Origin of the sequence: Mucilaginibacter rubeus (assembly GCF_003286415.2) — a bacterium.
Lineage (GTDB): Bacteria > Bacteroidota > Bacteroidia > Sphingobacteriales > Sphingobacteriaceae > Mucilaginibacter > Mucilaginibacter rubeus_A.
Window position 1 is genome coordinate 3,490,465 of sequence record NZ_CP043450.1, and the last position, 22,968, is coordinate 3,513,432.

At 43.3% G+C, this 22,968-nt stretch carries 18 protein-coding genes and 2 tRNA genes; 10 read left to right on the forward strand and 10 right to left on the reverse strand.

From position 1 onward, the window contains the following. Positions 1–20 precede the first annotated feature (20 nt). From DEO27_RS13625 to DEO27_RS13670, 10 genes are all read right to left on the reverse strand, one after another. Positions 21–1,457 carry a DUF3863 domain-containing protein gene (locus DEO27_RS13625; RefSeq protein ID WP_112574366.1) on the reverse strand — a complete coding sequence of 479 codons (1,437 nt, stop codon included), beginning with the start codon at positions 1,455–1,457 and terminating at the stop codon, positions 21–23. Between the two features lie 21 nt (positions 1,458–1,478). Continuing rightward, positions 1,479–6,041: a DUF3320 domain-containing protein gene (locus DEO27_RS13630; RefSeq protein WP_112574365.1), complete on the reverse strand. Its 4,563-nt coding sequence runs from the start codon at positions 6,039–6,041 to the stop codon at positions 1,479–1,481. A 155-nt stretch (positions 6,042–6,196) separates the two neighbouring features. Beyond that, entirely contained in the window at positions 6,197–7,087 is an 891-nt protein-coding gene (locus tag DEO27_RS13635; protein WP_146750093.1) for a hypothetical protein, read from the reverse strand. 157 nt (positions 7,088–7,244) lie between these two features. Further along, a complete protein-coding gene (locus tag DEO27_RS13640) occupies positions 7,245–7,532 on the reverse strand; it encodes a protealysin inhibitor emfourin (protein ID WP_146750092.1) in 288 nt (95 codons plus the stop codon). Between the two features lie 10 nt (positions 7,533–7,542). Then, on the reverse strand, positions 7,543–8,616 hold the full coding sequence (locus DEO27_RS13645; protein WP_112574406.1) for a M4 family metallopeptidase: 1,074 nt from the start codon (positions 8,614–8,616) through the stop codon (positions 7,543–7,545). A gap of 434 nt (positions 8,617–9,050) precedes the next feature. Next, on the reverse strand, positions 9,051–9,830 hold the full coding sequence (locus tag DEO27_RS13650; RefSeq protein WP_112574362.1) for a tRNA(His) guanylyltransferase Thg1 family protein: 780 nt from the start codon (positions 9,828–9,830) through the stop codon (positions 9,051–9,053). After that, entirely contained in the window at positions 9,820–10,266 is a 447-nt protein-coding gene (locus tag DEO27_RS13655) for an AAA family ATPase (protein WP_112574361.1), read from the reverse strand. The genes DEO27_RS13650 and DEO27_RS13655 overlap by 11 nt, the downstream gene beginning before the upstream one ends. A gap of 208 nt (positions 10,267–10,474) precedes the next feature. Beyond that, positions 10,475–10,561: transfer RNA gene (locus tag DEO27_RS13660), tRNA-Ser, on the reverse strand. Between the two features lie 83 nt (positions 10,562–10,644). Continuing rightward, positions 10,645–10,731: transfer RNA gene (locus tag DEO27_RS13665), tRNA-Ser, on the reverse strand. An 83-nt stretch (positions 10,732–10,814) separates the two neighbouring features. After that, positions 10,815–12,884 carry an HD family phosphohydrolase gene (locus DEO27_RS13670; RefSeq protein ID WP_112574405.1) on the reverse strand — a complete coding sequence of 690 codons (2,070 nt, stop codon included), beginning with the start codon at positions 12,882–12,884 and terminating at the stop codon, positions 10,815–10,817. A 114-nt stretch (positions 12,885–12,998) separates the two neighbouring features. Here DEO27_RS13670 and DEO27_RS13675 point away from each other — a divergent pair, with 114 nt between their 5' ends. The 10 genes from DEO27_RS13675 to DEO27_RS13720 all read left to right on the forward strand — a co-directional run bounded on the left by DEO27_RS13675 (position 12,999) and on the right by DEO27_RS13720 (position 22,957). Then, positions 12,999–13,856, forward strand: a complete 858-nt coding sequence (locus DEO27_RS13675) for an SPFH domain-containing protein (protein ID WP_112574360.1) — start codon at positions 12,999–13,001, stop codon at positions 13,854–13,856. 4 nt (positions 13,857–13,860) lie between these two features. Next, the gene (locus DEO27_RS13680) at positions 13,861–14,388 is read left to right on the forward strand and encodes a hypothetical protein (RefSeq protein WP_112574359.1); all 528 of its coding nucleotides are present in this window, start codon (positions 13,861–13,863) and stop codon (positions 14,386–14,388) included. Position 14,389: 1 nt separating this feature from the next. After that, entirely contained in the window at positions 14,390–14,563 is a 174-nt protein-coding gene (locus tag DEO27_RS13685) for an Arc family DNA binding domain-containing protein (protein ID WP_112574358.1), read from the forward strand. Positions 14,564–14,798: 235 nt separating this feature from the next. Next, positions 14,799–15,977: an acetyl-CoA C-acyltransferase gene (locus DEO27_RS13690; RefSeq protein WP_112574357.1), complete on the forward strand. Its 1,179-nt coding sequence runs from the start codon at positions 14,799–14,801 to the stop codon at positions 15,975–15,977. A gap of 99 nt (positions 15,978–16,076) precedes the next feature. Beyond that, complete coding sequence (locus tag DEO27_RS13695) at positions 16,077–17,003, forward strand: hypothetical protein (RefSeq protein WP_112574356.1); 927 nt, start codon at positions 16,077–16,079, stop codon at positions 17,001–17,003. A gap of 217 nt (positions 17,004–17,220) precedes the next feature. Further along, positions 17,221–18,603, forward strand: a complete 1,383-nt coding sequence (locus DEO27_RS13700) for an MFS transporter (RefSeq protein WP_223818245.1) — start codon at positions 17,221–17,223, stop codon at positions 18,601–18,603. A gap of 113 nt (positions 18,604–18,716) precedes the next feature. Continuing rightward, on the forward strand, positions 18,717–19,448 hold the full coding sequence (locus tag DEO27_RS13705) for a polyprenol monophosphomannose synthase (protein ID WP_112574354.1): 732 nt from the start codon (positions 18,717–18,719) through the stop codon (positions 19,446–19,448). A 184-nt stretch (positions 19,449–19,632) separates the two neighbouring features. After that, positions 19,633–20,655, forward strand: coding sequence for a Holliday junction branch migration DNA helicase RuvB (gene ruvB, locus DEO27_RS13710; RefSeq protein WP_112574353.1), 1,023 nt, complete (start codon positions 19,633–19,635; stop codon positions 20,653–20,655). Between the two features lie 28 nt (positions 20,656–20,683). Continuing rightward, positions 20,684–21,886, forward strand: coding sequence for a Gfo/Idh/MocA family protein (locus DEO27_RS13715; protein ID WP_112574352.1), 1,203 nt, complete (start codon positions 20,684–20,686; stop codon positions 21,884–21,886). A gap of 177 nt (positions 21,887–22,063) precedes the next feature. Beyond that, a complete protein-coding gene (locus DEO27_RS13720; protein WP_112574351.1) occupies positions 22,064–22,957 on the forward strand; it encodes a polysaccharide deacetylase family protein in 894 nt (297 codons plus the stop codon). The last annotated feature ends 11 nt before the right edge of the window (positions 22,958–22,968 follow it).

The following is a 22,968-nucleotide window of genomic DNA, read 5'->3' on the forward strand; positions in this document are numbered from 1 at the left end:
GGAATCTAAACTTAATTCTCCTATTTAAACAAACCCGGATAATACCTGGCAATCATATCTTTTTCATCATTTTTCAGGTCTGATAATAAGACCGGTGTATCCTGGGGCCTTACGCCTTTCTGGTTGATCCGGTTCATCAGGCTCCAGTCTTTTACCGGCTTTTCCGGCGATGGATCGGCAGGTTCTTTTGCAGGCAGGTCATATCGTGTAAAATCTACCACCATTTCTGGTGTGTTTTTGTGCCAGTTCTTTAGCGTTGCCAGGCGAAACTCCCTGTTCATATACCACTTGATTTCCTGATTGCCCCAGGAATTGCCTATACCCAATCCCCTTTCTTCAAACCTGTAGTTCCAGCGGCTATTATCCCGGTATTGGTTACGCCACAGCTCACCATACTCTCCAAAGGTTACGAACTTCACATCGGGCCAGCGCTGCACTGTGGCACTTGTCCATTTCTCCAATGCCCGGTAGGCCAATGTATCGTCCCAATTTTTGCGCTCGGCTATTTTAACCAGAGCGGCTTCCCATATATTAGGGATCCAGCCGAAACCGTTAAGTTCAAAACCGCGGTCAAAATGTATGGACTGCGTGTGCATTACCGAAAGATGCCCAATTTCCAGACCCCAATCGCCATAGGTTTCAATAGGACCAACACCACGGCGACTTGCAGCGCCGTTAAAAGGTGTCGTGCCCCATACATTTCCGCTTTGGAGCGCGCACAAAAAGTCGACACTCCAGCCGTCCAGGTTTACACAATCGATAAAATCGCTTTTACCTTGTGCCGGTTTACAAAAATGTTCTTTTGATGGGTAAAATGGGTAAGATGGCGATCCGTCCGCGCCGCCGCCATCCGTTTCATGTTGGCTCCAGATTACGGCATGTGCCACATGAATATTTTCTTTTTCGGCCAAATAAGCCAGGTTATCAGCAGATAAAAAGCCGCCCATTACACTTTTGGGGCGGTATCCCTTACCAACCATTGCAGTTATACGCTGCAATGCCTCGGTCATCTCCTGGTTTACACGGTGCCGGGGTAGGTACATGGCGGGGAAATATCCCGGAAAATAAGAGACCTCATCACCAAATTTAAGCTGACACTCCGCGGCATAATTGCGGATATCTACATAATTCTGGCGTTTATCTTCAAGCGCGTTTAACGTAAAGCCCCAGGTTAGCCGCCCTCCGGGTACATTCTTTGCAAAAGTTTCCCTTAAACGCTGCACTACTTCCAGCGTATGCGCAAAACCTTCGTCGCGCTTGATCAGCTTCACATCCCGAGATACCTCCCAAGGCGAAGTGCGGATCATGATACAAAAAGTTACAAAACGATTGCCCATCAAAGATGTAGGGGAATTTCCCGTCAGGAAACCCAGGGGATCGGCCTTTCCCAATAACGGATTAGCCAATACCGCCGCTCCGCCCAGCAGCGTATTCTTAAAAAAAGTTCTTCTTTCCATTTAGCAGAAATATAGACCGGCTTATGCCAGCTTCAGGTTAACGCCTTCAAAAGTTAAGATCCCCGACTGAATTGTTTTTCCTATCGCTTCAGAAAGTTGCTGACGCATTTCTTCAGTAAGCCTGGCAAAGCCCAATTGTTTGGCCACTAACGGTATAGCGTCTTCCTCGGTAATTGAAATAGCACCACGCACTACATCCCTGATGGCCTCATAAATTTCTTCGGGCGCTATCAGTGCCAGCTTTTTATAGGCAGATGGCAACTTACTCCGGTCGCGAACAACGGGCCGTTCCATTTCCGGCGTCCACAAAAACTCATCTTTAACAATCACCTTACCTTCATCTTTAGCTTGTTGCAAGGCCTGCGTTAACGTATAACGGATCCTTGAACCAACTTTAGCTATTCCTGCAGCTTCAGTAATGCGCTTGGCCATTTCATCAAAATGTACCGGGCTTTCTATTTGTACAACCTCAGAGATCCAATTCCCCAATTCGGCGAAGGTATACAGCTGAAACTCGTCGCGAAGATGTTCAATGTGAACGTCCGCCAGCTTGTATTCCTGAATTACAGGGGCTGTTTCGGCTGCGACTTCCCGGCGAATCTCATCCGGTAAAATATCGGCCTCCACATCATTGCTTTCGGTTGAATGTTTAGCTGCTTCAATGGCGCCAAGTAAGCGGTTCAATTCGCGTGACGGATTACGGTACCAGTCTGTGCTCCAAACCTGGTATAAGTTCCAGCCAAACAGCTCCAACACCTGCCCTCTTAAACGGTCGCGATCAGTTGCTGATGCCGCGCTGTCATAAGCCTTACCATCGCATATGAGCCCTAAAATGTAGCGACCCGGATTTTCAGGATCCACAACCGCCAGATCCAGGTAGAAACCCGGTGAACCCACACGGTCACGTACAATGTAACCGGCTTTTTTGAGTTGATGTGCTACTTCTTCTTCAAATGGCCTGAGCTCTTGCGGGATAAATGCCTCCGGCTTATCAAATTTGGCGTGCTGCGCAAAATACAGGAAGCTTTTGAGTGCGCGGATACCGAAGCGTGCCGACTCACCCAGCTTGATGTCTTCAGCAGTGATATTGGTAAACACTTCGCAGCGCATTTTGGCCCTTGTAATCAAAACATTCAATCGACGTTCCCCGCCTTCGTTATTCAGCGGGCCGAAGTTCATTGGTATTTTGCCATCTTCCGTACGGCCATAGCCAATACTGATCAGGATCACATCCCGCTCATCGCCCTGTACATTTTCAAGGTTTTTGATAAAGAACGGTTCATCCGGTCGCCCGGTAAAAAAGCTTTCCGTTGCAGGGTTAGCGTTTCGCTCAATTTCAAGCGCCGCCTGTATAGCCTGTGCCTGGGCTGTGCTGAATGCAACTACACCAAGACTTTGTGCAGGATATTTGCCGGCATGTGCTATTACCGCTTTGGCAACGGCCTTCGCCTCTAAGGGATTGCTACGCGTTTTGCCACGGTCGTAAATGGCATCGGGTAAATGATTAAAACGTAAGCCAAGGTTCTGCCTTGAACCGGGGCTTGGAAATATCACCAGCTTATCCTCATAAAATTCATGGTTAGATAAGGTAATCAGCGATTCGTGCTGGCTACGGTAATGCCATTTGAGCATACGCGTAGGTGCGCCCTGCCCGTCGCACATCCCCAAAATACTTTGCATATCCGCCGTAACATTCTCTTCCTCCTCAATATCGGTATTCAGCTTATCAAAAAAGCTGGTTGGAGGTAACTGACGGGTATCGCCAACTACCACCAATTGTTTACCGCGGGCAATGGCTCCGATAGCATCTACTGGACGTACCTGGCTGGCTTCGTCAAAAACAACCAGATCAAAATCTATAGCGCCCGGCGGCAGAAAATTGGCGATAGACATAGGGCTCATCATCCATACCGGTTTAACAGCCTGCATGGCTTTGCCTGCTTCTTCTACCAGTTTACGAATGGGCATATGCCGCGCTTTTTTGTTAAATTCGGTTTTCAGGGTATTTACCTGGCCACCGGCACCGTTTTTGGGCAAACCTTCCCAATGCCTAAGCGCCACTACTGCCCTGTTATAATAAAGATTAACCTGATCAAGCTTTTTGAATTTGGCGATAACCTCTTCATGGCTGGCCCGCTCAAACTTGGTGATTTCCGGACTGGTTCTGAAAGCCTGTTCTATCAAATACTCATACCAGGTTTTCTGCAGGCTGATCTTTAACAAATCTCTGGCTTCGTCCCAGTTTGCGGCCAGTGTGGTCAGGAACGATAAGCCTTCTTTTTCGGCCTGTGCACAAAGCTGGTTCCAGTCGATAGCCAACTGCAACTCTCCAAAATGCGCTATCCAGCTTTTCCATGTATGTTCCTGCTCTGCATAAGTTTTTGGGAACACATTCAATTTTAATGCAAGCAATGCCCTAACCCGCTGCTCGCTGTTAACTTTTAACGCGTTACGGAGTTTGCTCAGGTAATCGGCCGCAATCGCAGGTATTTCCAGTTTACTTAGATAGCTTAATAAAAGTGGATCGTTGATACCCGCTAAATAGTTAGCTGCCGCGTGTAACGACCTCCAATCCGAACGTTGTTTAAGCCAGCGGTTGCCAAAAAGACTTAACGCAAAGGTATCATATTGCCGTAACTGATTTTCCAGCCTACGCGCCTCCGAAATGGCATCTACCAATTTGAGTTTTTCGGAAGCATCATCCGGTAAGGTAATTTTCAATAAAGATGCCAGTTGCTGTTTACTCTTGCGATAATCGCCATTGAAGATTTTATACCATTTATCGCCATAGCTAACAATATTACGCCGGATCTCAAGGATATCCTGCGACCATGCTTCCGCTACAAAAGTGTCTTTATATTGCCGGTATAAATTTTCAAGCTCTTCGCCTGTATCCAGCAACTCTTTGATATCAGCAGCCTTGGTACGCCAGATAGGGTCCGTGATATTCAGTTCTTTCAAATCTGGTGCCGAAGCTGCCTTTTCCAACAGCGCTTCTAACGCGGGGATTCCTTCATCTGTTAAGGGAACTGTGAAACCTGTACCTGCATGGATACTATTCAATAAGCTTAACAATTCGCTTACTGCCAGCTGCGCGGCTTCCATATATGATAAAATTGTTCCCTTTTCGTGCGGGAGCAAAACCATCAAACCGGTTCCGTAAAAGATCAGGTTGGACGGCGTTCCGATATCTTTAAGCCGTGCCTGTATACGGTCGGCCCATTCTTCAGCCAGTCGAACTTTTTCGGCATCCCAATCTGCCATGTTTTCGATAGGCAGCTTAATCAAATTACGACCAGCGGCCAACCCATCAATCTGCAATAAAAAACCGATGACCTGCTGCGCGGTTAAACCACTTCCAGAAAGCTGGTTGTTGATTGCACGGCAATAATCATTAAGTTCGGCCCGGTAAATCTCCAGCATCCTGATCTCGAGTTCAAGCTTAGCTGTTTGAGGTTTACCGAGATCCATAACACGCTTTATTTCCTGCAACACATCACGTTTGTTGGTTTTGTGGCTATGCAGCTCCAGGCACACCGTACCCAGGTCAATATTATCCAACCTGCGTTTTACCACATCAAGCGCGGCCATTTTTTCGGCCACGAATAAAACTTTCTTCCCCTGCCCCACGGCATTGGCAATAATATTAGTGATGGTTTGCGATTTACCGGTACCCGGCGGCCCCTGTATCACCAGGTTACTGCCTTCCTGTACCGCCAGCATTGCCATTAACTGAGAGCTATCAGCATCAACCACCCTAAAAAGTTCGTTAGCTTTGGTATCAGCATCAAGGTCCTGCTCGTCCTCCGGTACATCTTCGTGAAACCCGTTATCCAAAAGCGCCTGCACATTGAGATGGTTTTCGGGCTTTACAGCTTTTGGCCATTGCTCTGTATCCAAATCATTATAGATGAGAAATTTGCCGAAGGAAAAGAAGCCAAGCTCAATGGCATCAGGTTTAACCGACCAATTAGCTTGTTTCCCGATATGCGACCGGATATCGGCTATATAATCGTTAAAAACAAACTCTTCATCATCTGACATATCAGGTATAGTGATATTGAAATCACTTTTCATTTTGGCCTGAAGGGATAGGTTTGCACCAATCTCGGCACCGGTATAACGTAACCGGAAACGTTCCTGGGCGCTTGACCGTTCCAAACTTACCGGCACCAACACCAGCGGTGCCGAGCGCAATGTTTCGGGATCACCGGCATCACACCAATGCAACATGCCCAATGCAAGGTATAACAGGTTAACGCCTTGCTCTTCAATGCTGGTTCTTGCAAAATAATAGGTATTCAGTAGCCGAGTCTGGAGCTTTTGCTCATCCTCGTCGGTTTGCAGCCGGGTATCCTGGTATTTGGCCTCATCCTCCGGAAAAAGCTGCCCTTCCTTTAGCGCCAGAAAAGTCATGGCTTTTTGCTGCCGCACTAAAATATCATAAACATATTCCGCTTTTTCATCTGCGATATGTACGCCTTTACCTTTGGTGAGCTTATAATTCAGTAAAGGGTTTCGAAGCCCCAGGTCAAGCAATTCCTTCCTGGAGGATGCTAACCGGGACTGTATAGTTTCCTGCATATTTTCAAAGCTAATAAAAGGACAGTAATTTTTAAACTTCGGTGAGCTGCAATACGGTTACGGTTTGTAACAATGCTTATATCTGGGAGATAGTAAACAAACAACACACCAACATCTTCATTTCAAATCATTACAATGGCTTAATCCCACCTATCTTAATTACCGTGATACCCCGAGGCTTCCAGAAAAGTGGTGACATCTGTTGCTTTAGCGTAATCCAGACCAACCAATTGTTTAATAGCGTCCGCCTTATTTATAGCTTTATCGTAATAAGATTTACAAATTTGATAGCCAACAAAATAACCAAGATCAGGCGCCGGCAAATCTGGGTTATTACCGGTGCTTACCCAATTGTCATTTTTGTTGGTATACATATCTTTTTTGAAAGCGACCCATACTTCCTGCTCATGCTTGAAGCCATATTTCATATAGGGGGATTGCACCGATATGCCTGTGATAATATAGGACAAAAAATCGCAGGAGCCTTCCCGGATTGAAGAAGTTAGCACATCGATTTTTTTGAAATCGGGGCGCTTTTGCTGGGTATGCACGTATTCATGTATGGCCATTCGTATAAGTTCATCCTCTTTCAACTTTGGATCTGCCAGCACAACCTCTACGCCTATAAGCGAAAGATTTCCCCTTATGGTACCACCTTGTTGCCTGATCCCGATGAGAAAATATATCTGAGCAGGAGTGAGATCGGGGTATAACGCTTTAAAATGAGTAATGTATTTATCAAGCTTGATCGTGGCCCGGTCAACCAAGGCTGTTTTCATACGTAATGAATCCCAAAATGCCGGGTAACTTTTCAGCAAGGAAAGCCATTTGCTGTCGAGATCGTTTTTATTTCGCATGAAAGCTTTTAATCCGTCGCTCGCTTTATCTATATACAAGCGCCTGACTACATCAATTTGCTTTGCAGAATCAGATAGTGTAAGCACACTATCTCTCATTATCCAGAAATTTCGAAAGTCTGTTTGGTAAACCTGCTGCGCAAAACATCCAAAGGGTAAAAATATCAATAGTATTAACAGACGTTTCATATGTAGTTGTTTAAACTTAACAGAATTACAGCGCCTCACATTTTCCCCAATATTTTAATGCAAAACATCCTTTACCCAATTAAAGCAAAGATGATCTTTACAGTACCATCTTTGCTTTGATCAAGAATGACAATTAAAACTCAATTCGATTTCAAAACTAAACGAGTTCATCTCTGACCGAATCCTTAATTGAAGTTGGCACCAGATCCTCCGTTGTCTCTATACTTTCAACGCCTTCACCTGTTGTACGGGAAATTTTATATAAAAAGGTATCCGGCGACTGCGGGGATGCTGAGCTACTTTTTTTCGTGAATAAATTATTCACCGCTTGCTTATCATCGTCGGTTAATTGGTTCATATCAATTTCGCCGACGCTTTTAATCCGGGAATTAGTTATGCCGAATCCGGCAAGGCCGCCAATTCGCTCAACTTTTAATAGTGTCATGATCTGATTATTATAATCCAACTGCTTTCCAGGCTTTATCTATAGCTGTTTTGACTGCTTTTTGCCCGGCAAACATACTCTTTGCAACAGAACGGGTGCGGTTAGCAAATTGTTTCATTGACATGTTTGGCGACGCTCCAAAACCAGTTAACGATTGATACCAGATGCGTCCGGTAATAGTCCAGCTATTGCCCCCTATTGCTGTAGCTGCTTTATAGAATGCTAAATTGGGGATTCCACTGCTTTCATGTGGATCCATTCCTTTTTTATATTTGGAATAATTATCGGGCTGTGGAGAAAGACAATGTGCTGCTCCCGGCTTGGCCATATCACGAAGACAGGTGTAACCTCTCGCTGCCGCGCCAGGCCCCATGATATCACTACCGATCAGCCAATCGGCCGCATTTACGTCTTGGTTTTTTTCCCATTGACGAAACATGGAACCAAATACGTCGGAGATACTCTCATTTAAACCGCCGGCTTCATCAGTGTAACTTAAGCCAAGAGAATATTGCGTTACCCCGTGGGTCAATTCGTGCCCGATAACATCATTCCCTTTAGTGAAATCAAGAAAAATATTGCCATCGCCATCACCATAGGTCATTTGCCCTCCGTTCCAAAAGGCGTTATTATAATTTACACTATAATGAATGGAAGAAATCATCGCCATCCCCGCGTTATCAATAGAATTTCGCCCAAATACTGATTGGTAAAACTTATCAACGCCTGTTGTCTCGTTAAAGGCACGGGTACAAGTCTGATCTGTTGAAAGCTGAGGATTAGGAATCGACACGCCTGGAATTGTATTATGATGCTGACAATCGTAAACCGTCACCGCCGGCGGAACAATGGGCAAAGCCTGCAAACCGCTTGGCAAAATCTTCTGGGCAGTCAGCGACATCTGTGTTCTGAAATCGCGGCTTTTGCGCCATTCACTTTCAAACTTCGCAGCATCAGCAAAATATTTACGTTCCTGATCCGTAAGTTTCTCATCACGTGAAAGTTTCTTAAGAATTTTCTCGGGAACGATAAAACAAGTACAGCCACAGTGATCATGGCTCAAAGTCAATTGTCCTTTTTTCATAACGCCTGTTGTTGATTGCCTACTCTTCATCGGATTTTTGGCTTACTCCGTTTTTATAAGATAGAAGATAAAAATCATCAGGTAAGGTAGCCTATACCAATGCCTGATATTTAGATTAACCTGTTATTAAAAGCATCCAATTAAGTAGCGGATACTTTTGAGCAGGATATTAGACAATAGCTCAGAAAACAGCAAAAAACAAACGCCGGATAGTCTTTAATTTTAAACTGATAAGCGTTTGGAATATTGCGAAATAGGGTCACAATTGGTTCCCGGGTCGGCAACAATTTTTGAAGATTCCACTGCGATCCCGGTAATACGTGCTACCGAGCTCTCTGCGAACATCTTATATCGCTTTCGACTCTTTTGAATAAGATAAAATTAATAAATAATCTCTTTAATAATTAAAAATATGCAACACAATAAAGTGTTATTTATTTATCTAATTTACTTTCATACTTCTCTAAAAGATCTTGTATGAATTTATTATAATCTTCACGCATAGGCAGCTCGAAATCGGTATGCAAAATACGTTTATCAACCAATACGTGTTCATTGGTCTTGGGATTAAACCCTTCTTTTTTTACATCTGCCCAATAAAAACCGATGCCTCTTTTTTGCCAGGCTGGAACATCATTAAAGTTGATACCATATTGAAATAACAATTCATTCTTGGCAGCAATACTCATGCCTTCTATTTTAAAAGTAGCTTCCTTTACGGTACAATTATCTTGTCTCAAACGCCAGTAGCAATGAGCATTCAACGCATTCCTATGGGCGTCTTCATTACGCCATCTAAAATAATCCTCTACCAATTTTTTATTGGGAAACTCAGAAATACGACAGTCAAAAGCTCCTAAATCTCCCAAACCCGCTGAAAACTTAGCACTGGCCTCGCCTGCTAATACGGAGATATACTTCCTGGTTTTTCGCCCAAAAAGATTTTCGTCGGGATGAAATAACAGTGATATTTCGTCACTTTGTGTATAACCGTAAATTACGTTGAAACCGCAATTCATGAGGTGCTTTACCGTTTCAACCATGAGGTCACGAAACCTTTCATCAAAAGGTGCTTTAAACTGATGTACTTCTTTAGTCAACCGGGTAAAGCCCCGCCCATCAATTCTTGCTACGATATACATTTCAGGTAAAACGCAACGGTCCTGTGAGGTTTCATAAACCCTCATTTTAACATCCAGATCATCAAATTTCATTTGACCATGCTTTTATAGTAAATGTATTATTCTCAGTTGTTACATAAAACAACTCGTCGAAACCTTCGTCAGCAGAGGGCAGGGCCAACCGCTTAAAAGTTCCTCTTATGCCAATTTCGGGGATCTTCTCTTTGCCAGAACGTTGGTTATTACGCTCCAACGCGTCAACCAACTTTGATTGGAAATAGTATCCGGTTACTTTAAACTTATTTGCTTTTGCAATAGCTATATATTTTGCCCTTTCCTTTTGAGTTGGATTAGTATTGTCCACTACAAAAGGGTGGCTGGTGGAAATACAGGTTTCGATAAACCTAAGTTCCTTATTCCTGGTATTTAACTGATCTAAAGAGATTCGGATATGCGTTTTAAAGAACCTTTCTTTGAAGAAAGTAGTTTTTCCTGTTGCCTGTATACCACAAAATATTACTGCTTCCATTTTTCTAAGGGTTCAATTTTATACATGCAAAAGAATTCTCAATCAAACATATAATACCTTTTTTGATATTTTAAGTTGTACTAAAATAAAAAAAGCCAGATAAATCATAAATCTATCTGGCTTCAATTTTATTTCGCTTCAACAATTCTCTTATGCGCTTGCCACTGGCGGATTTCATCCGCCGTAACACGCCTCGGTGGGCTTTTTGCGGAGAGAGAGGGATTCGAACCCTCGGTACCGTTTCCAGTACGACAGTTTAGCAAACTGTTCCTTTCGGCCTCTCAGGCATCTCTCCGGGTTTCACTATCTACAGCATTAATTAATTTAATGCTATAATCGTGACATCATAAATAAAAAAAGCCCTGTTTGGGCTTTTTGCGGAGAGGGAGGGATTCGAACCCTCGGTACCGTTTCCAGTACGACAGTTTAGCAAACTGTTCCTTTCGGCCTCTCAGGCACCTCTCCGTTTTGCTTTTCAGCTATGTCCCGTTTTTCAGGGACTGCAAATATAGTAATTCAAGCCTCCCGTCAAAAAAAAAAATCATTTTCTAATAATCTATCCTAACGTGGTAAATACTCATCAGCATCCGCTTGAAAATAGCCTTGATAGTTTCAATATCTTTTAAAGTTATATTACTGTCTTTCAACTGATTTTGATCGAGCTTATACTTTACGATCCGATCAACCAGTACGCTGATAGATTCTTCGTCCGGTTCTTTTAACGAGCGTGAAGCGGCTTCAACCGAGTCGGCAAGCATCAAAACGGCCCCCTCTTTGGTGAAAGGAATAGGCCCGGGATAGCGAAAAATATTCTCGTTAATGAATTTTTCAGGAAAATTTTTCAGTGACGACTGGTAAAAATAGTCGACACGCGTATTACCATGATGGGTACGTATAAAGTCGATCACTACTTCCGGCAGATTGGCTTTACGCGCCATTTCAATACCCTTGCTCACGTGGCGGATAATGATCTGCGCGCTTTCCTCATAAGGCAGTTTATCATGGGGGTTAAAACCCGAGCTCTGGTTTTCGATAAAGAACAGCGGGTTCTCCATTTTACCAATATCGTGGTAAAGCGCCCCTGCCCTAACCAGTAGTGCATTGCCGCCAACAGCATAAATAGCATTCTCGGCAAGGTTAGCTACCTGTAACGAGTGCTGAAAGGTACCCGGAGCATTAAAGGCCAGCTCACGTAATAACGGCGCGTTGGTATTGGTAAGCTCAATGAGCGTAATTTCTGATGTGATGGCAAATATCTTCTCAAACAGGTAAATAAGCGGATAAGCCAGGAGCGTAAGCAATACGCTAACCACGAAAGGCAAAAAGTCCATCCAGTCAATATTCATGAAATCCCCCTCGCGGATAAAGGTGATGCCCAAAAACGCGACAAAATAGGTAAAGATGATGATCACCGCCGAGATCAGGAACTGTTCCCTGCGCACCAGGTTTTTAATACTATAAATAGATACCATACCCGCCGTAATCTCATAATAAGCAAACTCAAAGCTGTTCGGAACAAAAAAGCCGGCTATCAGTACTACTAATAAATGAATTTCAAGCGCCAAACGGGTATCAAACAATATGCGGATGATGATTGGTACAATACAGTAAGGAATATAATACAGATTGGTAGGAAACTGCAGCTTAATAGCAAGCGACAAAGTAGCCAGCATAGCGGTAATTACCAGCAATATCAAACTCACCAGCCTGTTATCGGCATAAATGTCCTTACGGAAAAGGTAAAGAAAAATCATGAGTAGCGATAAAGCAATGGCTACCAGGAAAAACTGCCCCAGCAATACCAGGTTCCGGTTGCCGTTAACGCGCGCATTATCCTCAAAGGCTTTTTTAAATGATTCCAGCTTTTGATAAACATCATCATTAACTACCGAACCTTTATAAACTATTACCTCCCCTTTTTGCACCATACCACGGGTTACCGAAAGGCCGTCAACAACTTCTTTCTCCAGTCTGGAAGTGAGATTATTGTCATAAGCAAGGTTATTTTGAAGACGGTTACTGATCAAATCGAGCAGGAAAGCCTTGTCCACATCTGTATGTTTGCTCAACACTTTATCGCAATAGGCCTGCGCCTTTTCTTTAGTGAAAAGCTCGTTGGTATTTTTATCAGTGGCAACATTTTTATCCAATATTCTTATGGGATAGTTTTCTGTGCTTTGCTGGTATTTTGCATTCGGTTTAAAAACACCAGTTTGATAAATTTCTGTAAGCAGATCAACACCTGCAGCAATATATTTTGGTTTTAGTTTATCGTTAATACCCGCATTATGCCATTTGATTTCCAGATCGGCCTTGAAACCATCTATCTGCTGGTTTTGCATAGCGGCATCTAACTGATAAATTGGCGTTATACTTTCCAGTGCCGATTTCTGATCGGCCATGATTTCCTGGGGTGTTTTTAATATGGCAAAATTATAGGGCGATACCAGGTCTTTTTGGTTCCATATCCTGCCTTTTTCGTGCTCATAGCTAAATTTTGCCTGCTTCGGTAAAAAATAAACAATGAGTATGACACTGAGCAGCATCATCAAAAACTTAACATTACGGGCGTATTTGCGCAGTAAAGCCTTTTGGCGCGAAGTGGATAGTTTTGCCATGTAAATAAATAACCTGCCAAAAATAATATAAGTTTCTGTTATATGCAGTTTTTCTTGCTTTTGCGAAAACAAATTTGATATCTTTGTGATATCACTTTAAAATCAATTTAAATCATGAATGCTGAAAAAACAATCAACCCGCCATCCGGCTTTGCCGTGTTCTTTATATTTCTGGCATTGCTGGCAGTAGCCGCATTTTGTTTTTGGGCTGGCGAAGAACCTATTGGGGCTATATTAGCCATTGTAGGTTTCGTTTTTCTGCTCCCGGGACTTGTTGTCGTTAACCCAAACGAATCAAAAGTGCTTACCCTTTTCGGCAAGTACCTGGGCACCGTAAAAAAGGACGGCTTTTTCTGGGTAAACCCTTTCACTGTAAAAAGAAAAGTATCATTAAGGGCTTTTAACCTTAACGGGCAGCAATTGAAAGTAAACGATAGCATTGGTAACCCTATTGAAATTGCGGCCGTTATTGTATGGCAGATCAAGGATACCGCTGCTGCTGTATTCGCGGTTGAAAACTATATACAATATGTAAATATCCAGAGTGAGGCCGCGGTGAGGCACCTGGCCAATTCTTTTCCTTATGATAACCTGGAGGACGAAAACGCTGCCATCACCCTTCGCGGTGGTGCAGAACAGGTGAGCACCATGCTGGAAAAGGAACTGAACGAAAGACTTGACCGCGCCGGCATCGAGGTATTGGAAGCCCGCATTTCGCATTTAGCTTATGCCCCGGAAATTGCGCATTCCATGTTACAGGTACAACAGGCATCGGCCATTATTGCTGCACGTAAGCTTATTGTTGAAGGCGCGGTTGGCATGGTTGAAATGGCACTGAACAAACTATCTGAAAAAAACATTGTAGAACTTGATGAAGAACGCAAAGCAGCCATGGTAAGTAACCTGCTGGTTGTATTGTGTGGAGATAAGGCCGTTAACCCGGTTGTTAATACCGGCACTTTATATCATTAATACCATGGATCAGTTCAGAGGTTTTGATCTTTTGCGTGTACAGGAACTACCTGTTTTAAGGCATGGCTTTTGGCGACCATGGTATGAGCTTACTGATGGGCAGTTTAGCTATGGTAAGCTCACCTACACCGGTGCTTTAAAACGCAATTGTATACTTGAAACTGCAAGCGGGAGCTGGATAATAAGACGAAAAAGCTGGGCAGGCCGAAAACTTATAATTGAACAGCCCGACGGCATGGAAACAGGTTTAATAACACCTGAGATCTGGAGCCGCAAGATAACACTGGAATTAAACAATGGGCTTACGGCTACATTTTATAATAAAAAAATCCTGGCGCGTACCTACACATGGCTAAGTGAACAGTTGGGCGATATATTGAGTGTTGAATCCAAGATTTGGAGCAGGAAACAGCCTTTTATTATAAAAATCGATCCGGATATGATCAAAAAAGTACCAGAACTACCTTTATTGGCGTTACTGGGCATAAATTTAGTTTTGTTAAAACAGGCCGAAGCAGCGGCCACAAGTTGATATGGCGGAGAAGAAAGCATTTGTATTACGTATTAATCCGGATATGTTGAAGGAGATTGAAACCTGGGCTGCCGAAGAATTCAGAAGCACCAATGGCCAGATCGAATACCTGATGCAACAAGCCCTGCTTGCCCGCAAAAAGGGAACTAAGAAGAAAAAGGAAGGTGGTGATTAGTGGCAGTAGCAGAGGCAGTTTGCAGTTATTAGTTTGCAGCTCCGACGTTTAATACTTTTATCCTATCGAAATAAACTGCCACCATTTCTCAAAAACTGCAACTATCCAATACTACTATCCGATTTAAAAAACTGCAACTGCCGCTGAAAAACTGCAACTATTTTTTATTATGCATGCATAGTATTTTCTTTCATCCAAATCACTAAATTTGCCCACCAATTTTAATGAGGGACACATGAAAGAAGTAGTAATAGTAGCGGCTACACGCACACCTATAGGCAGTTTTGGAGGTAGTTTGGCAGCCATAAGCGCCACACAGCTTGGCGCTGCAGTCATCAAATCGGCAGTGGAAAAGGCTGGTTTACGGCCCGACCAGGTGCAGGAAGTTTATATGGGTAATGTCATGTCGGCCAATATTGGGCAGGCTCCGGCTACCCAGGCAGCTATTTTCGCAGGGCTCCCCTATTTGCCTGCCACAACTATTAATAAAGTATGCGCGTCGGGCATGAAAGCCATTATGCTGGCAGCTCAAAGTATAGCCATAGGCCAGAATGATATTGTAGTAGCCGGTGGTATGGAGAGCATGAGTAATGTGCCTTACTATCTTGACAAAGCCCGCAATGGCTATCGCTTAGGCAACGGGCAGATCATTGACGGCCTGGTAAAAGACGGTCTTTGGGATGTATATAATGACTACCACATGGGCTCGGCAGCCGAACTTTGTGCTACCGACTGCAACATCAGCCGCGAAGAGCAGGATGCCTACGCTATATTATCTTATCACCGCGCTCAGAAGGCCCAGAGCGATGGCAAATTCAAAGACGAAATTACCCCTGTTGGTCTGAAAGATAAAAAAGGCGATATCACCATGTTTGCCGAAGATGAGGAGCCTAACACTGTAAAATTTGACAAGATCCCAACCTTAAAACCGGTATTTAAAAAGGACGGTACCGTTACAGCTGCCAACGCCTCAACTTTAAATGACGGCGCTGCCGCGGTGGTACTCATGAGCCGCGAAAAGGCTGATGAACTGGGCATAAAACCGCTTGCCAAAATAGTCGCCCATGCAGATGCGCAGCAAGCGCCGGAGTGGTTTACTACCGCACCATCAAAAGCTATTCCGCTTGCATTGCACAGGGCCGGTCTTGAGGCTTCGGATATTGATTTCTTTGAGATCAATGAGGCTTTCTCGGTAGTATCAATAGCCAATAACCAACTTTTAAACCTCGACCCCGAAAAGGTGAACATTAACGGCGGGGCTGTTTCATTGGGCCATCCCCTTGGTGCTTCAGGCGCCCGGATCATTGTAACGCTTTTACACGTATTAAAGCAAAATGATGGTAAATATGGTGCGGCCGGCATTTGTAACGGTGGTGGCGGCGCGAGCGCAATGGTTATCGAAAATTTACGTTAATACCCTAAAACTTATATAATTGTAAGGTATAACAGCTTTCATAAAGCTTGTGTTATACCCGGCATTGATATAAATAAGCTCACCTAATTAATTAAAACAGTGACAAAAAAAGCGCTTCTGACTGCATTTTCAATATTACTTTGTCTGCAAAGCTTTGCACAGTATTATGATGAGGGTACCCGGCTAAAAAAGCTCAACGAGTACCAGGATAGTCTGGCCAAACTCGGCAAAAAAATTGTGAACGATGAAAATGATATGGAGCGTAAAAATGCCAATTATCAGTTTATCAAAACATTGGTACAGGCCTTAAAAATCAATAACTCTTTTCTGTTCCCCTTTGATTCGCTTAAAAGTATAAGTATTGTTAACTCGCCCGATAACCGTTTTCGTATCCTGAGTTGGCATGTCATCAACCTTGATGGCAGCTACCGCTTTTACGGTACAGTACAAATAAATACCGGCGGCGCGCTTAAAATGTTCCCGCTTGAAGATTATTCACCGCTTCAAAAAAATCCGGAAGATTCCGTAACCGATAGCCACAAATGGTATGGCGCCCAATATTATAAAATAATGCCGGTGTATGGTCCTAAACCTTACTACGTATTATTAGGTTGGAAAGGTAACACTGTAAAATCCACCAAAAAAGTGATCGATGTAATCTCCTTTAATAACGGTGTACCTGAATTTGGCATGCCAGTATTTAATGGTAACGGCAAAACCCGCGACAGGGTGGTATTTGAATACGCCAGGCAGGTATCTATGCTATTGCGGTATCTCCCCGAACAAAATCTGATTGTGTTCGACCACCTTTCGGCCCCCGATGGCAGGAGCAAAGATAAACCCGAAACGTTTGGCCCGGATCTGAGTTACGATGGCTATAAACTGAAAGAAGGGCGCTGGACTTATGTAGAAGACCTCGACATGCGTAATATTTCCAGCGGAGAATCTTCAGCTACCGATACGGAATATGTTGATCCTAAAAAACAGGCGGCGAAAGATCGCGCACTCGTGCCAACACGTCATTAAGAAATTAAATAACAGCAATAATCAAAAATTAACCATTTTGTTACATAAAGTATCCCACTTTCGGTATTAAATTTTGGTTTGGAAGATTTATATTACCTTTAGCAAATTTTTAAGTTAACTGATGCAAGAAAAAACTGCTCCCCTAAAATCTCGATTCCCCAAGAGCGTCCCTTACATTATTGGCAACGAAGCCGCAGAACGTTTTAGCTTTTATGGCATGCGTTCCATACTCACCTTATTTTTGGTAAAACAATTCTTTAACCCTACCGGGGCTCAAGCATTAGCTCAACAGGCTGATGCCCATGCCAATAAATTGAATCACTTATTTGTGATGGTGGCCTACGCTTTGCCATTTGTAGGCGGTATGGTGGCCGACTGGTTTACCGGTAAATATAAACTGATCCTTTATATTTCCATGGTGTATTGCCTTGGCCATCTTTTGCTGGCCATGTTTGATACAAGTCTTAGTGGTTTCGAGATAGGTATGCTTGTTGTAGCTATCGGTGCCGGTGGTATCAAATCGTGCGTTTCGGCCAACGTAGGCGACCAGTTTGATGCCAGCAATCAAGATTTGCTATCAAAGGTTTACGGCTGGTTTTACTTTAGCATAAACGCGGGCTCTATGCTATCTACTGTTGCTATCCCTACTATTTACAAATATTATGGCCCTAAATGGGCTTTCGGTATTCCCGGCATATTAATGGGTTTGGCGACTGTTATATTTTTCATGGGCCGCAAAAAATATGTAAAAGTGCCTCCGCAGGGCGTAAACCGAAACAACCTGGTGTTTATTACATGGTATGCACTTACCAATTTGAGTAAAAGGAAACCTGGCCAATCATTCCTTGATATTGCTAAAGAAAGTTATGATCCGGAACGTGTTGAAGGAGTTAAAGCGGTATACCGCGTAATTGCCGTATTCTTTTTTGCATTGGCGTTTTGGGCTGTTTGGGACCAGTGCCTTTCAGAATGGACGCTTTATGCTGCAAAAATGGATCGTAACATTAATCTCGGTTTTACTTCATTCCAGATAGAACCGGGTTCAATGTCTACGTTTAATACCATTTTCCTTCTGCTATTCATACCACTTTTTAACTATCTGATTTATCCTAATTTAGATAAAATCGGATTAAAAACAACACCTTTACGCAGGCTTGGTGCCGGTTTGGTTTTAACAGCATTATCATTTGTAGTTATCGGTTTTACCCATGTTAGTATTGATAATGGTGGCACACCTTCAATGTGGTGGCAGGTATTGGCCTTTTTAATACTATCGGCTGCAGAAGTATTGGTATCAATTACCGGCCTGGAATACGCATACACACATTCTCCAAAATCAATGAAAAGTACCATGTCGGGCATTTGGTTCCTTGTTGTTTCATTCGGAAACCTGATCACCGCACTTGTTAACGGACTCATTGAAGACGGTGGCTGGTGGGCTAAAAACCTGAAAGGCGCTAATTATGAATGGTTTTTTGTGACCTTTATTTGTGTGTTCATCATCATATTCCTGTTTGTTTCTCCGCGCCTTAAAGAAAGAAACTACATTACAGATCCGTACGAGGAAAACCAGGTTATTGCCGACACGAATAATCTTTAAAATATTAAAACAAGAAAAGGATAGCGCAAGCTTTCCTTTTTTTTTGTTTTGATGCCCTTTAAATTGATTAATTTCGCACCCTAAATATTACCTAATTTTCAAAATACTGTTCAGTGCCCGATAGCGTTGTAATCATACCTACCTATAATGAGAAGGAAAATATCGAGCGGATGATCCGCAAAGTATTTTCTCTGCCTCATGATTTCCATATTCTGATCATTGACGACGGATCGCCCGACGGTACGCCCCAGATTGTAAAAAGTTTACAGCCCGAATATGACGGACGCCTTTTTATTGAGGAACGTGCGGGTAAACAAGGACTGGGTACCGCCTATATACACGGTTTTAAATGGTGCATTGCCCGCCATTACGATTATATTTTTGAAATGGATGCCGATTTTTCGCATAACCCGGATGATCTGCTGAAATTAAGGCAAGCCTGCATTGATGGTGCCGACGCCGCTATTGGCTCACGTTATGTAACCGGTGTAAACGTGGTAAACTGGCCAATGAGCAGGGTACTCATGAGTTACTTTGCATCCGTTTATGTACGTTTTATAACCGGTATGAAAGTACAGGATGCTACCGCGGGCTTTATGTGCTACAAACGTAAAGTCCTGGAAACCGTTCAGCTCAATAAGGTCAAATTTGTGGGTTACGCCTTCCAGATTGAGATGAAATACACCACCGTTAAACATGGCTTTAAGCTTGTTGAAGTACCCATCATATTTACAGATCGTACTGCAGGTACCTCTAAAATGTCAACCAGTATTTTCCGCGAAGCATTTTTAGGTGTTATCCAAATGAAGATCAACAGCATTTTCAGGAAATATCCGGAAGGATGATTCTTGAGGCGAAAGGATAAAGGTTAAAGGCGAAAGGTAGAAGCATTTCGCCTTTTTACATTCTAAAAAAATAAAGAAAACCTTTCGCCTTTTACCTTTCGCCTTTAACCTAACAATAAAAGAAACAAACCTTTTACCTTTAACCTTTCACCTTTAGCCTAAAAAATTACTAATTTCGTTGGCAATGAATGAGCATCTTGATCCTAACCGTGAACGCCTCAACAATGCCGAACGTGATATCGAAAAAGTATTGCGGCCTCAGCAATTTGAGGATTTTACCGGTCAGCATAAAATATTAGCCAACTTAAAGATCTTTGTGCAGGCTGCCCGCCAACGTGGCGAGGCGCTTGACCATGTACTATTGCATGGCCCTCCGGGTTTGGGCAAAACCACCCTATCCCATATTATAGCCAACGAAATGGGCGTTGGCATCAAAATCACTTCTGGCCCAGTTTTGGATAAACCAGGTGATTTGGCAGGCTTACTTACCAACCTGGAAACAGGTGACATCCTTTTTATTGACGAAATTCACCGTTTAAGTCCCCTGGTTGAGGAATATTTGTACTCGGCCATGGAAGATTTCAAGATTGATATTATGCTGGAGAGCGGCCCCAATGCCCGCTCAGTACAGATCTCCCTTAATCCTTTTACATTGGTTGGGGCTACTACCCGTTCGGGCTTACTTACCGCGCCATTGAGAGCCAGGTTTGGGATCAACTCCCGGTTAGAATATTATGATGCAAAACTGCTTACCACCATTGTATTACGTTCAGCATCGATATTAAAAACTCCTATTACCGATGAAGGGGCCTATGAAATTGCCCGCCGCAGCCGGGGTACCCCACGTATTGCTAACGCTTTACTTCGCCGCACACGTGATTTTGCCCAGATTAAAGGCAACGGCAAAATTGATACTGAGATTGCTGAATATGCGCTTAATGCCTTAAACGTAGACAGTCACGGCCTTGATGAAATGGACAACAAGATCCTGTTGACTATCATTGATAAATTTAAAGGTGGCCCTGTTGGTTTAAAAACCGTAGCCACAGCTGTTGGCGAAGATGAAGGTACCATTGAAGAGGTCTACGAACCATTCCTGATACAGGAGGGCTTTATCATGCGCACAGCGCGCGGACGAGAAGTTACCGAAGCCGCCTATAAACATTTGGGCAAGATAAAGCTGGGGGGAAATCCATCGTTATTTTGATATAAACCTACATACATTGCCACCAATCATGAAAACCAAATTAAAACTACTGCTAACTACAACCGCGCTTATTTTAAGCGGCATAGGCATAGCGGGCGCACAAACAACACCTCCGCCGCCGGTTTCTGCACCCGCTCCTGCCCCATCAGTAACCCTACCTGCCGATTCTGTTAACAAAGCAAAAAAGGATACCGTACCTGCAGTTCACAAACCTATACCTACTTTAAAAGTGGGTATCATGGGTTTAAACCACGATCATATTCACCTGATATTAAGCGAGTATCGTAAAGGCAACGTGAATATTGTAGGTATTGCCGAACCTAACAAGAAGCTTTGGGAAAAATTTGGCAAAGCATATAACCTTCCCGATTCCCTGTTTTTTGAGGATCTGAAGAAAATGTGTACTACCCGCAAACCTGCCATTGTATTAGGTTACAACGAGGTTGGCAAACATGTTGATATTGTGGAAACCTGCGCACCTTTGGGTATTTCCGTTATGGTTGAAAAACCTTTGGCAGCTACCCTTGAACAGGCTAAACGCATGGAATTCCTGGCGCTTAAATATTACGTTAAGGTATTAACCAACTATGAAACTACCTGGTATCCATCGTTCCAGGATGCTTATAATACAGTTAAGCTGGATAGCGTAGGCATGATCCGCAGAATGGTAGTTCATGACGGACATCAGGGTCCTCGTGAAATTGGTTGCAGTGAAGATTTCCTGAGCTGGCTTACCGATCCTGTTCTGAATGGCGCAGGAGCACTTAACGATTTTGGCTGTTACGGTGCCGATTTAATGACCTGGTTAATGAAAGGCCAGCGTCCGATAGCTGTAACCGCTATTGCAAGGCATTACAAACCCAATATATATCCAAAGGTTGAAGATGATGCCACCATATTAGTTGAATATGCCAATGCCACCGGGCAAATAGAAGCCTCATGGAACTGGCCTTTCGGTATTAAGGATATGGAGATTTTTGGAGCTAAGGGTTATATTCATGCTTTTGATAAGGATAGCGTGGAACTAAAAGTTAATAACCGAGTGCGAGGCTATAAAGCAACACCGCTTGTTTCGCCTGCCGACGCACCTGTTGCATATTTTACTGCCGCTTTGCAAAACCCGCTCAGAAACCCTGATGACCGTTCATCATTAAAATATAATATGATAGTGATGCAGATCCTTGATGCTGCTAAACGCTCAATAAAAGAAGGTAAACGCATCGTATTATAAGTCTAATTAGTATAATTATAAAAAGCTCTGCAAAGTTTGCGGGGCTTTTTATTTTAGTTTCCATCTTACGGTTAAATTCTAAATTGATAATTAATTTTATTTACATGTCTGGGCTTGCATGTTATATAATTATTAATTTAGCCGCCGTTAATTTAAGGAATAAAACCAACCTATAATATGATAAAACAAACATTAGCCATGCTGGCGCTTTGTGCTTTCGGCGCTGTTTCATGCCAGTCAAAGCCATCTGATAAATCAACTACTGCCAGCCCGGCTACTGAGGCTCCGGCAACTACTAATAATGCTGTTCCGCAAGGCGATGCTGCCGCGATTTTAGCTCGTAAGCAGGTACCAATCCTTTGTTACCACCAAATCCGCGACTGGAAACCTACAGATTCAAAAAATGCCAAAGATTACATAGTACAGGTTGCGGCTTTTAAAGAACACATCAAAATGCTGGCCGATAGTGGTTACCATACTATACTACCCGATCAGCTTTATGCTTACCTTACCAAAGGTGCGCCGCTGCCTAAAAAGCCTATCATGCTTACTTTTGATGATACTGATCTCGACCAGTTCACTATCGCCAACCCTACCCTTAAAAAGTATGGTTTTAAAGCTGTTTATTTTGTGATGACCGTATCATTAGGCCGTCCGCATTACATGACCAAAGAGCAGGTAAAACAACTATCTGACGAAGGTAACGTTGTTGCCAGCCACACCTGGGACCATCACCGTGTTGACCGTTATTCACATACCTCAACCCTGAAAATCATTGGTAAAAACGGTAAAATAACTAATCGCCCGGTTGATGATTGGGTTACCCAGATTGAAAAACCAACCAAAACGTTGGAAGAGATCACCGGTAAAAAAATGGATTATTTTGCGTATCCGTTCGGTATCTGGAACAAAGCCGCTTTGCCTGAATTACGTAAACGTGGCTTTAAAATGGCTTTCCAATTGGCTGATAAACGTGACCAGACTGATCCGCTGATGACCGTACGCCGTATCCTGGACAGCGGTTACTGGAGCACTAAAACCCTGAGCAACAGCATCAGGAATAGCTTTTAGCCCCCGGCCCC